This is a genomic window from Sphingobacterium sp. UBA2610, from assembly GCF_002339225.1.
GTDB classification, from domain to species: domain Bacteria; phylum Bacteroidota; class Bacteroidia; order Sphingobacteriales; family Sphingobacteriaceae; genus Sphingobacterium; species Sphingobacterium multivorum.
This window is the reverse complement of sequence record NZ_DDKA01000023.1, coordinates 432,086-444,275: the sequence shown is the minus strand read 5'-3', so window position 1 is coordinate 444,275 and position 12,190 is coordinate 432,086. Positions and strand designations below refer to the sequence as shown.

11 protein-coding genes are annotated in these 12,190 nt (G+C 41.1%); 10 read left to right on the top strand and 1 reads right to left on the bottom strand.

Going from position 1 to position 12,190, the window contains the following annotated elements; translation table 11 throughout:
* Nucleotides 1-8: 8 nt before the first annotated feature.
* The 9 genes from B4Z47_RS17785 (at nucleotide 9) to B4Z47_RS17745 (ending at nucleotide 10,249) form a co-directional block, all read left to right on the top strand.
* Nucleotides 9-266 carry a hypothetical protein gene (locus B4Z47_RS17785; RefSeq protein WP_070569685.1) on the top strand — a complete coding sequence of 86 codons (258 nt, stop codon included), beginning with the start codon at nucleotides 9-11 and terminating at the stop codon, nucleotides 264-266.
* A gap of 186 nt (nucleotides 267-452) precedes the next feature.
* Nucleotides 453-1,523, top strand: a complete 1,071-nt coding sequence (gene serC / locus B4Z47_RS17780) for a 3-phosphoserine/phosphohydroxythreonine transaminase (RefSeq protein WP_070569687.1) — start codon at nucleotides 453-455, stop codon at nucleotides 1,521-1,523.
* Between the two features lie 144 nt (nucleotides 1,524-1,667).
* The gene (locus B4Z47_RS17775) at nucleotides 1,668-2,615 is read left to right on the top strand and encodes a D-2-hydroxyacid dehydrogenase (RefSeq protein WP_115048054.1); all 948 of its coding nucleotides are present in this window, start codon (nucleotides 1,668-1,670) and stop codon (nucleotides 2,613-2,615) included.
* Between the two features lie 124 nt (nucleotides 2,616-2,739).
* Nucleotides 2,740-4,053 carry an aspartate kinase gene (locus tag B4Z47_RS17770; protein WP_046675821.1) on the top strand — a complete coding sequence of 438 codons (1,314 nt, stop codon included), beginning with the start codon at nucleotides 2,740-2,742 and terminating at the stop codon, nucleotides 4,051-4,053.
* A gap of 15 nt (nucleotides 4,054-4,068) precedes the next feature.
* Nucleotides 4,069-5,229, top strand: coding sequence for a diaminopimelate decarboxylase (lysA, locus tag B4Z47_RS17765; protein WP_070569692.1), 1,161 nt, complete (start codon nucleotides 4,069-4,071; stop codon nucleotides 5,227-5,229).
* 137 nt (nucleotides 5,230-5,366) lie between these two features.
* A complete protein-coding gene (locus tag B4Z47_RS17760; RefSeq protein ID WP_070569694.1) occupies nucleotides 5,367-6,125 on the top strand; it encodes a prolipoprotein diacylglyceryl transferase in 759 nt (252 codons plus the stop codon).
* Nucleotides 6,126-6,130: 5 nt separating this feature from the next.
* Nucleotides 6,131-6,370: a hypothetical protein gene (locus B4Z47_RS17755; protein WP_070569697.1), complete on the top strand. Its 240-nt coding sequence runs from the start codon at nucleotides 6,131-6,133 to the stop codon at nucleotides 6,368-6,370.
* Nucleotides 6,371-6,381: 11 nt separating this feature from the next.
* Nucleotides 6,382-7,785 carry a radical SAM protein gene (locus B4Z47_RS17750; protein ID WP_070569699.1) on the top strand — a complete coding sequence of 468 codons (1,404 nt, stop codon included), beginning with the start codon at nucleotides 6,382-6,384 and terminating at the stop codon, nucleotides 7,783-7,785.
* Between the two features lie 64 nt (nucleotides 7,786-7,849).
* On the top strand, nucleotides 7,850-10,249 hold the full coding sequence (locus B4Z47_RS17745; protein ID WP_070569701.1) for a mechanosensitive ion channel family protein: 2,400 nt from the start codon (nucleotides 7,850-7,852) through the stop codon (nucleotides 10,247-10,249).
* A gap of 54 nt (nucleotides 10,250-10,303) precedes the next feature.
* Here the strand turns inward: B4Z47_RS17745 and B4Z47_RS17740 are convergent, their stop codons facing one another.
* The gene (locus tag B4Z47_RS17740) at nucleotides 10,304-11,134 is read right to left on the bottom strand and encodes a helix-turn-helix domain-containing protein (RefSeq protein ID WP_159332891.1); all 831 of its coding nucleotides are present in this window, start codon (nucleotides 11,132-11,134) and stop codon (nucleotides 10,304-10,306) included.
* Between the two features lie 108 nt (nucleotides 11,135-11,242).
* Here B4Z47_RS17740 and B4Z47_RS17735 point away from each other — a divergent pair, with 108 nt between their 5' ends.
* Nucleotides 11,243-12,157, top strand: coding sequence for an AEC family transporter (locus tag B4Z47_RS17735; RefSeq protein WP_286727705.1), 915 nt, complete (start codon nucleotides 11,243-11,245; stop codon nucleotides 12,155-12,157).
* Nucleotides 12,158-12,190: the final 33 nt, after the last annotated feature.

The following is a 12,190-nucleotide window of genomic DNA, read 5'->3' as shown; positions in this document are numbered from 1 at the left end:
GCTTTTTTATGGATTACAATCAGCTGCCACTTTTTATAAAGGAATCGACCGTTTTTACGGAGAACGAAAAAATGAAGTTGGCTCAGGTCGACCGTTTACCCACGCCACAGGAGGTAGATGATATAACGAGTCTCCCTGAAATTTACGAATTGCTAAATGCCTTTATTGGTGATCAATCTTCTCGTAATACCCATCTTCAGCTCAAGGCTAAGGAGTATTTGCAAGATAATCAGGTAGATATGGCATGGAAAGTGTTGCTTATTTGATGTTTTTTGCATTGAATTAGCTGTTTGTTGTGCGATCTTTTTATTGAAATCATTTAGAATTTTATAAATTTTCAATAAAAAAACAGATTAGTTGAAAAATATATAATTTTATTTTACCTTTGGTTTTTAAACAACGGATTGCTTAGCTAGGGTTAAAAAATAGCAATCAAACAAACTATAACATCAATGAAACATAATTTTGGAGCAGGTCCATGTATTCTGCCAAAGGAAGTATTTCAACAAGCCTCAGAAGCTGTAATTGATTTTAACAACACCGGTTTATCAATTTTAGAGATCTCTCACCGTTCCAAAGAGTTTGAAGCAGTGATAGATGAAGCCACACAATTAGTACGCGAGTTATTGGCAGTACCTCAGGGATATTCGATTCTTTTCCTTCAAGGAGGGGCAAGTTTGCAATTTGCAATGGCGCCGTTGAATCTTTTACCTGAAGGCGGTAAGGCTGCTTATTTGGATACGGGTGTATGGGCTACAAAAGCATTAAAAGAAGCTAAAAAATTCGGTACAGTAGATGTTGTAGCTTCGTCGATTGATAAAAATTATTCCTATATCCCTAAGGGATATGCCATCCCAACAGATGCGGCATATTTTCATTATACAGCCAACAATACCATTTACGGTACGGAGGTTTTTGATAAACCCGAAACCGCTTTGCCAGTGGTTGTTGACATGTCTTCTGATATTTTTTCACGTGAGATCAACGTTGCTGACTATGATTTGATTTATGCTGGTGCTCAAAAAAATATGGGACCTGCAGGTGTTACACTCGTGATTGTTAAAGATGATATCTTAGGTAAATCAGGACGTATTCTTCCATCGATGTTGGATTATCAATTGCATATCAACGGTGGTTCAATGTACAATACACCACCGGTATATTCGATTTTTGTTTCGATGTTAAACCTTCGTTGGTTAAAAGCAAAAGGCGGTGTTTCGGTATTGGAACAAGAGAATATCATCAAAGCACGTGCTTTATACGATGAAATCGATCGCAACCCATTATTCAAAGGTACTGCTGCTGTAGAAGACCGTTCACGCATGAATGTTACTTTTGTGATGGATACACCAGAGTTGGAAGCTGAATTTTTGGCTTTGGCGAAAGAACGTAATTTGATTGGCATCAAAGGTCACCGTTCTGTCGGTGGATTTAGAGCTTCAATCTACAATGCTTTACCATTGAGCAGCGTAAATGCGTTGATTGATGCCATGAAAGAATTTGAGGACACGCATACAGCCTAAGGCTGCATGCATGTTGCTGAAATTTAACAGTTGACGAATAAATAATTAGTTAGATTACGAATTATAAAGGTCGTATCGTATTCACGGGATTGGATCTTCCAATGAGTTGAATGGTACTGCTACCTTTAAAAACGAATTATAAAGATGAAAATATTAGCGAATGACGGTATCGATCCACTAGGAAAAAAAATGCTGGAAGATGCCGGTCATAGTGTAGATACAACGCATATTCCACAAGAAGAGCTTCCAGAAAAGCTTCTTGCTTATGACGCAATCACGGTACGTAGCGCAACTAAAGTGCGTCAGGCCCTGATTGATGGCTGCCCTAATTTGAAAGTTATCGGCCGTGGTGGAGTAGGCATGGATAATATTGACGTAGAATATGCCCGTTCAAAAGGCATCGCTGTTGTCAATACCCCGGCGGCATCTTCGCTATCCGTTGCTGAGCTGGTGTTTGCTCACCTATTGAATGGTGTCCGCTTCTTATACGATGCCAACAGAAAAATGCCAGTTGAGGGCAACACAAAATTTGGCGCCCTTAAAAAAGCTTATGGTGCCGGTACGGAGCTTCGTGGTAAGACGATCGGTATCGTTGGATTTGGCCGTATCGGTCGTGAAGTTGCCAAAATCGCCATTGGTCTAGGGATGGATGTGGTTTATACGGATTTGTTCGAAGGACCAAAAGCGTTGACCATAACACTTTCAGGTGGTATCCAGGTTGACGTGCCTATTCAACAAGTGGAGATGGACGAGCTATTGAAAGTTTCAGATTTTATCTCTTTACACGTTCCATTTTTGGATAAACCAGCGATTGGAGCTGCGGAGTTCCCATTATTGAAAGATGGTGTAGGCTTAGTCAATGCTTCTAGAGGTGGCGTTATTGATGAGTTGGAATTGGTGAAAGCATTGGATTCGGGCAAGGTAGCATTTGCTGGTTTAGATGTATTCGACAACGAACCTACTCCACGTGAGGAGATTTTGAAACATCCGAAAATTTCATTGACGCCACATATTGGAGCGGCAACTAATGAAGCTCAAGAAAGAATCGGCGAAGAATTGGCCGGTCTACTGATCGAAAACTTGAAGAAGTAATTCTTCCGCATAACATATCAGATATGCGGCACAAAACTTTCATGATTTTGTGCCGCATTTTTTTAATATAAATTCATGAATTGCCTATATTGGCACACAGAAATTTAATAATTGTAACTTCAGTATGAAAGTTTTAAAATTTGGTGGTACTTCCGTGGGGAGTGCAGCACGTATCAAAGGGTTGTTGGATATTGTAAACCCTGCTGAACGTCAGATCGTCGTGTTGTCCGCAGTTGCTGGAACGACAAATGCTTTGGTTGAAATCGGTCAAGCTTACACAGCAGGTAAGAAGGACGAAGCTAAAGAGTTGGTCAAGAAGCATAAGGATAAGTACGAAGACCTTATTAAAGAACTTTTCAGTACTGAACAGGGATATAAAAATGGTAAAGAATTGATCGATTACCATTTTAACCTGATTTCTACCTTGGCCAACGAATTGTTTACACCCATCGAGGAGAAAGTTATTTTAGCACAAGGCGAATTGATGTCTACCGCTTTATGGCATTTTTACCTGAATGAAATTGGCGTAAAATCCGTGCTTTTGCCAGCCCTGGACTTTATGAAAATTGATGAAGACAATGAGCCTATGGTTGATTACATTGGCGAAAAGCTAAGCCATATTTTGGCCCAGAGTCCAGAAAATACCCTATTTATCACGCAAGGTTTTATTTGCCGTAATTCTTTTGGTGAAATTGATAATTTGCGCCGTGGAGGTTCAGATTATACGGCTTCCTTGATCGGGGCAGCAATCCGTGCCGAGGAAGTTCAGATCTGGACTGACATCGACGGGATGCACAACAATGATCCCCGTGTTGTCAAAGGAACCACACCGATTGCACATCTAAGCTTTGATGAAGCAGCGGAGCTGGCTTATTTTGGTGCTAAAATCTTACATCCACAATCGGTGTTCCCAGCGCAAAAATATAACGTTCCAGTTCGGTTGTTGAATACGATGGAACCCAATGCAAAAGGGACATTGATCAGTAAAGACGGTGCGCAGAAAGGTTGTATTCGTGCTATAGCAGCGAAAGACGGTATCACAGCAATTCATATCCATTCGTCGAGAATGCTACTTGCCTACGGTTTCCTGCGCCGTGTCTTTGAAATATTCGAGCGTTATAAAACACCAATCGATATGATCACAACTTCGGAAGTGGCGGTGTCTTTGACGATTGATGATACCACAAATTTGGCGGATATTATCAAAGAAGTGGAAGATTTTGGTTCAGTAACAGTGGATGGTGATCAGACCATTGTATGCGTTGTAGGGGATTTTGGTTTGAATAGCCATGGCTATGCCGCTCGCGTACTTGATGCTGTAAAACACCTTCCAGTTCGTATGATTTCGTATGGTGGTTCAGACTTTAACGTGTCAATTCTATTGAATTCAGATCATAAAACTGAAGCATTACGTTCATTGCACAATCGTTTATTTTAAGAATTAGGTTTTTATATGATAAATACAGGTATCGCGGCGAAGTTTGCAGAGAAAGAAACGCCGTTTTATTATTATGATCTGCATGTGTTAAACAAGACCCTGGAGGCTGCGCATGCTGCTTCGCACAAACGGGGATTTCATGTTCATTATGCATTAAAGGCCAATTTTAATGACGAGTTATTGAAGGCGATTCAAGCGGTCGGCTTTGGTGCGGATTGTGTGAGCGGCAATGAGGTGAAGAAAGCCATTGAATGTGGCTTTGATTCCAAAAAAGTTACTTTTGCAGGAGTTGGTAAATCCGATAAGGAAATCAATTACGCGCTCGATCAAAATATCTTCGCGTTTAATGTTGAATCCATTCAGGAGCTTGAGGTCATCAATGAGCTTGCCTCAAAGAAAGGTGTAAAAGCGAATGTAGCTTTACGGATCAATCCAAACGTGGATGCACATACCCATCATTATATTACAACAGGGCTTGATGAAAACAAATTTGGTGTGCCCAATGCCGATTTGGAAAAATGTGCAGCCGTGCTTAAAAAATGTGAGTCTATTGAATTGGTAGGTCTTCATTTTCACGTCGGTTCACAGATTACGGATATGACCGTATTCAAAAGCCTGTGTGTGAAAGTCAATGAATGGAAAAACTGGTTTGAAGAACGCGGTACACAAATCCGTGTATTGAATGTCGGTGGCGGGTTGGGGATAGATTATAAAAATCCGGATGGGAATACAATTCCCGATTTTGAAGCCTATTTTGATATTTTCGACCGCTTCCTGGAGCGTACAGCACAGCAAGAAGTGCACTTTGAATTGGGACGGGCTTTGGTTGCGCAATGCGGAAGCTTGGTAAGCCGTGTCTTGTATGTCAAAAATGGTGTCAAGAAGAATTTCTTGGTATTGGATGCCGGAATGACTGAATTAATGCGCCCGGCCTTGTATCAGGCCTATCATAAAATTGAGAATATCAGTGCGGTGGACACTGTAGAATCCATTAACTATGATGTGGTTGGACCGATCTGTGAATCTTCAGATTGTTTTGGTAAGGAAGTGCCACTTCCGGTCTCAAAACGTGGCGACTTAATTGCCATTCGTTCTGCAGGCGCCTATGGCGAAGTGATGGCTTCGCGTTATAACCTCCGTGAGGAAATACGGTTTGTGTATAGCAATCAGCTTTAATAGCTGTCGTAAAATAATTATTCTTAAGCCAGTCCATTTCTCGGACTGGCTTTTTTTGTTTTTAAATGCTGGCGTCCTGTCTGCTTGGTGAGCAATTTTGTTTATCATTTTGTTGATCGTCTTTCGTATACTTGTTTATGCTTGTGCTAATTGAATTTCCGGTTACGATAGATTTGTTTGGAAAAACATTTCTCTTACATCCTTTTATGGAAGGGTTGGGGATGTTTATAGGGATGCGTTATTACCAACTGCTCAAGTGGAAGGATGAGGAAAGTTTAGGGCATACCAATTCACTTCTTATTGTTATTGCTGCCGGCTTAGGCGCTTTAATCGGCTCGCATATTATCGGGTCCCTCGAGCGTCCGGCTGAGTTGCTCAATGCGACACATAAATGGACCTACATCTGGGTGAATAATACGATAATCGGTGGTTTGGCAGGAGGTTTGGTTGCTGTAGAAGGGATGAAAAAGATCATGGGTAAAAAAGAAAGTACCGGGGATCGGATGGTCTTTCCTTTAATTACCGCAATTGTCATTGGCAGGATAGGATGTTTTTACACGGGTGTATTCGAGCAGACCTACGGTTTTCCCACTACCTCTCCATTGGGGATGTACTTGGGCGATGCCTACAAACGGCATCCAGTTGCGCTGTATGAAATCGCATTTTTGCTGCTTTTATTTGTAACGCTCCAACTTTTTAAACGACGATACAATTATCGAAATGGTGTGTTGTTTCAGCTTTTTATGCTTAGTTATTTTAGTTTTCGTTTCCTTTTGGACTTTATTAAGCCACGGGCAATTATACTTTTGGGGCTAAGTACCATACAAATTACCTGCATCGTGGTGATAATTTATTATATTTATTTATTAAAAAATGAACGTTTAATCAAAAAATAGGAATCATGTATTTGCTTGAAGGATCATTTGGATCGGAAAGTACCGCGATGTTGGGACTTTTTCTTCTTACTATAGGTGCTATTGTGATTGGCATTGCACTTTTGGTTATTATTATCGGCTCGATTATTAAAGCAGGTAATAAGGAGTCGAAGTTTAATGTCAATCCCTGGCTTAAATTATTGTTGGGCGGAATTGGAGCAATGCTGGCAGGGGGGCTTGCCTGCGGACTTACCTTTATGAACTAGAAATCAGAACGATGCCAGTAAGAAACTATACGTACTACGATTATACCATTAGCCTATGTCCAACATGCCTTTCGCGTGTGGGTGCCAAGATTATTATCGAGGATGAACAGGTATTTATGACCAAAAACTGTCCCAATCATGGTTTTTTCAAAACGCTGATTGCGACGGATGTTGACTATTATAAGAACATTCGGAATTATAATAAAGCCTCCGAAACACCGTTGAAATTTGACAATGAAGTACATTATGGCTGCCCATACGATTGCGGTTTATGTGTAGATCACGAGCAGCATAGCTGCCTGTCCATTGTTGAGGTGACCGACCGTTGTAATTTGACCTGCCCAACTTGTTACGCCATGTCGTCGCCCCACTACGGACGACATCGCTCGCTGGAAGAGATTGAACAGATGTTTGACAAAATCGTCGAAAGTGAGGGTGAACCGGATGTTGTTCAGATCAGCGGTGGAGAGCCAACCATACACCCTGATTTTTTTAAGATTTTAGACATTGCGAAGACAAAACCTATTAAGCATCTCATGCTCAATACGAATGGTATCCGAATTGCCAATGATCCTGGTTTTGCTGAGCAACTCGCCACCTATGCGCCTGAATTTGAAATCTATCTCCAGTTTGATTCTTTTCGCCCATCCGTGCTCGAAAAGTTTCGGGGCAAAGATCTCACGGATGTCCGAAAAAAGGCCATTGACAAATTAAATGCGCTCAATCTGAGTACAACATTGGTTGTGGTCTTAGAAAAGGGAACCAATGATGATGAAATTGGTAAAATCTTGGAGTACGCTTTACAACAGCGATGTGTACGCGGGGTAACTTTTCAACCGGTGGAAATTGCCGGGCGAAATGCGACCGATGCACAGCAGCATAAAATGACACTGACCGAGGTGCGTCAGGAAATTCTGAATCAATATTCCCTATTGGATCCACATGATATTATTCCTGTTCCTTGTAATCCTGATGCGTTGGCGATGGGTTATATCCTGAAGATAGGCGATGAGCGGATACCCTTGACCCGGCATATTGATCCGGCTATTTTATTAAATAACCAATCGCGCAATACCATTGTCTATGAACAGGACAAAGGTGTTCAGATGCAATTGCTGGATATATTTAGTACCGGAATTTCGGTGGATAAGGTAAAGCCAAAAGTAAACCAGTTACTTTGCTGTTTGCCAGAAGTGTGCGCACCTGATCTTGATTACGACAATCTTTTCCGCATTATCATTATGAATTTTATGGATGCCTACGATTTTGATGTTCGTGCTGTTAAGAAATCTTGTGTCCACATCGTCAATAAAGACTTGAAGTTGATTCCTTTTGAGACGATGAATTTATTTTATCGTGATGATAAAATAAAACGGCTGGAAGAACTAAAACTCTCCGATGCTATTCGATTTTAACAGGAGATAAGTTATTTTTGTCGGAGAAAAACCTTTGGTCCTTTCTTTGCAATTTGTAGTTTCCATGGCATTTGACTACCTGTTGCCAGGAAAGAAAGTCAACAAAATTAGAAGTATGAAATTGGGCATTGTTAAGCGTTTTATTTTTGTCTTAAGTCTCTTGACTTTTCAGCTGCACGGATTTGCACAGGACTCCGTTCAGGTTCGGAAGAATCAGATAGGCGATCGCACGGCGAGCCATAGCAGCCTAAGTAGACGGTCGAATGTGGATTCGACGCGGGTTGGAAATGACTCACTGCGGAATGAGCTACGAAATGATCTGCGCAAAGTAAATCTAAACTTTTTATCCAATATTCGTACGGCTTCCATGGCCGAGCTTATCGCGCAGCTGAATGAAAAATCCAATGGCTACTTGACAACGAATGCTGGATCGGCTAAAGATAGTATTGCTTTAATAAAAAATAGTATCCATGAAGAAATCAGCCAGTTGAAGTCAATTAAAGGCAGTATCAGCAATTATTCCAATAGCCTCAATGTGACAGCAGATCAGATCAAGACGCTGATCAACCGCTATGATATCAGTGCCAATAATCACAGTAGAGCGTATCAATATCTCGACAATGCGCAGCTTAAACTAGCTGCAAAACAAGATTCGCTGGAAGCGATCAATCGGACGATTGATGAACTTATAGCTAAAAATCAACGTCATCTGATTCGGATTGAAACCGTTCACGAAATAAAAAGCGGAAACAAAAAAGCCGATTCCGTGACCGCTAAAAGTTCGATATGGAAAGCCAATACGGCAGCCATCTCTAAAGATGTGATCTTAAATAATATCCGGAGTAATTACAGTAACAATAAGTCGATAGACAAATATGTGAATCGGACAGATTGGGCGAGCCGTATCCTGTTGATTGTACTGGGATTGGGGTATTGCTACTGGATTGTACGGGTGTCTTATATCCTTCGGCAAAATGATCCTGAACATAAACTTGCGATTGATGCGATCGTTGGGAAAACCATTATTTTTCTCCTGACACTGTTGCCTTTTGTAAACTTCTTTACACCAAGTTTCATTTTGCAGGCTTCCCAATTGGTCATCATGTTAATCTTCATGTTTTTGCTCAGGCATCGCATGAGTGGATTGCAGCGTAAAATTGCCATTATCCTTATTGTATTCTATATCCTGGATGTATTTGTCAATATGATCGTAAGCGATGACCTGTTTTTACGTATCGTTTGTATTGCCTTCAATTTGATTGCTTTAGGATTGGTCAGTTATACGAAACGGCGTATAAAGAATGCGGATAGTCCGGGTTATATCAGTAATTTTATTTATGTAATTTTTGCTATACTCAACGTGACCGCAATTACACTGAATATTATCGGGCATGTGGAGCATTCACGTAGTTTTAGTATTGCCTGTGCTGTGGGGCTGGTGCAGTCTTTTACACTGCAGTATTTTTCGGATATGATTAAGGCGGATGTCCGCAATCAGTTTAAAAAAGATCGGCTGACTTCCGGTTTTTGGATGCGTTTCAACGAGCAGCGCACCTTGGCTATCATCACCGAAATTCTGCGTATTGTCTGTGTGCTTTTGGCGATCATTGTGCTGGCAAATAACTTACAGTTTATTGAAAGTTTATTGGCATTGAGCGAAACATTCTTCGGAAAAGTACGCAGCATCGGCAGCATCTCTTTTACCTTAGGAAATCTTGGTGTAGCGGTTTTACTGCTGTTGGTGGCCAATTGGTTTCAGAAAAATATTAGTTTGATCGTTCTTGGTGGTGAAGACGGTCAGCTCAGCCAGGTCTATAATCAGAAGATGACCTTATTTCCGCTCTTTCGCTTGGCCATTATTCTGATCGGTTTCTTTATGGCCATCTCGGCCCTGGGTATGAGTTTGGACAAACTTACGGTCGTGATTGGCGCATTGAGTGTTGGTATCGGACTCGGCATGCAGAATATCATCAATAATTTTGTCTCGGGCATAATTTTGGTTTTTGATAAGCCGTTTCGCGTTGGTGATCAAATTGAGCTTGCCGACAAAAAAGGGCGCGTCAAGGAAATCGGTATACGCGCCAGTGTTTTAAAAACAGGTGATGGTGCAGATGTCATTATTCCAAATGGTGATTTGCTGTCGGGAAGGGTTGTCAATTGGACCTTATCCCAAGAATACAGCAAGACAAGTTTTGTTCTCCATATCGATCGGAAAGCAGATTTGGACCAAGCCAAACAATGGATCAAAGACGCTATGGAAAGTAGTGACCATTTTATCAAGGATAGAGATAGCGGAATCAGTATACAGGACATCAGTGCTGAGATGATTTACCTGAGTGTTTCCGGCTGGGTAAATTTTGCTGCCAATGCTTCTGCCTTTAAAAATGATGTCTTACTTGTATTGTATAAGAAGTTTGAAGCTGAGGGCTTGAAGTTTTATAGCGTCATTCCACCCAAGATTTAGCCCATTCAATTGCAATTTTTCCGCGTATACAGGGTGTATTATCTGGAAAGCCTACTATTTAGTCCGCTGAGTTCGATAATGTAAAGGACTAAATCCCCGGGCGCGTTTGTAGAAATGGGAAAGATGGCTCTCGTCGGTAAATCCGAGTTCTGCAGCAATTTGTTTCAAGGTATAATCTTTGGATTTAAGTCTGTTCTCGATGAGTTCGATCCGGTAGGTATTGATATACGCTCTTAAACTGCTGCCGAAGTTCTTCTTAAAGTAGGTCCCAAAATAGGATGGGGCAATATTGAATTTCTGAGCCAGTAGGCTGACCTGAAGTTGTTCGGGCGAAAAAATATGCTGATGAATGTAAGCCGAAATCGATCGGTCAACATATAGTTCATGCTGCTGGGGTATACGTTGCGTCTCTGCTATTTCTTTGAAGAGCCCAAAGATCGCGACGAGTTGGTCAAATAGCCAGTCCGAATGCTCGCGGACTGTGGTATGACTATACAGTCGGACCGCTTCCAGGATATGAGTGTAAATCAGGCGATAATGCTCGTCCATATCCAATTGGCGTTCCTTTAATCCCCTGTCGTTCATCAGCTCCATAATCCAGGCATAGCGCTTTTGATTGCGTTTATTCTGCAGGAAGTAGGTATCTGTAAATAAAATAAACAGAAAATGTGTCTTTTCTTCAATGTTAAAATAATGCTTGTCTGCCGGACTAATTAAGAATACATCACCACGTTCATAGTTCAGTTCAAATCTGTTGATCACATGGGTTCCTTTGCCTGAACGAATATAAACAAGCTCATAATAATTCTGTTCATGTGGAGGTAAATGAAAGCTATCCTCAATAAATTCACTGATCCGCAAAGGCTCAAACTGTTTTTTGCGCATTATTCTCCTGATTATATATCCGTAAATGTACATAAAAATAATGTATTTGTACATGTTATTGCCTGCTGTACTATTGCACCTTTGTGTCGTATAAAATGGTAATAAAACATGGTCAATTTTATAATGATTGCATTTTGCATCGCGGCAGGGATGCTGTTAAAGCGAACAAATTTAATTCATTCCGAAGCACATAAAGGGATCAATACCTGGATTCTTTATTTTGCCCTTCCAGCGGTGTCTTTCAAATATATTCCGAAGATTGTATGGTCATCGCAATTACTGTTTCCGGTGTTTTCGGCAATCCTCGTTTGGGCAGGTAGTTGGTTATTTATGGAAATGTACTGTAGGCGTAAAAACTATAAACAGCGTTCGCGCAGTAGTTTGGAATTGGCCGCTGGTTATAGCAATACGTCCTTTATTGGCTTTCCATTGATCATCGCCTATTTTGGCGAAGCCCAGTTGCCGATTGCGATTATTTGCGACCAAACCACATTTATTCTACTTTCTACAGCTGGACTTATCAATGCACTGCGAGCGAATGCCCAAGATGGCGAGGCGATCGATGTCAAATTTATGCTTCGAAAGTTAGTCAGCTTTCCACCCCTGATCGGTTGTATAACAGCCTTAATGCTGTCGCAATTGGTTGATCTTTCGGTTGCCGAGCCTTTTTTTGATAGGCTGGTGGCGACCGTTGGACCCTTGGCCTTATTTTCTATTGGTTTACAGTTGAAGTTTGATGGCTGGCGACAACAGATTTCGCAGATCAGTACAGCGATGAGTTATAAATTGATTCTTGCCCCAGCATTGGTATTATTATTTGCTTTACTACTTGGTGTAAAGGGCGCTGTTGCGCGGATTAGTATATTCGAAGCGGCTATGCCAACCTTGGTAACCTCAGGGATCATTGCCGAGCAATACCATCTGAATACCAAATTGGTCAATCTGGTGATCGGTTTTAGTATCGTTGTGGGGGTGCTGACAACCGCGTTTTGGGATTTTGTCATTCGATTTTTTTTCTCCTAATTTATGGTTGCATTGATTGATTGATTGATTGAT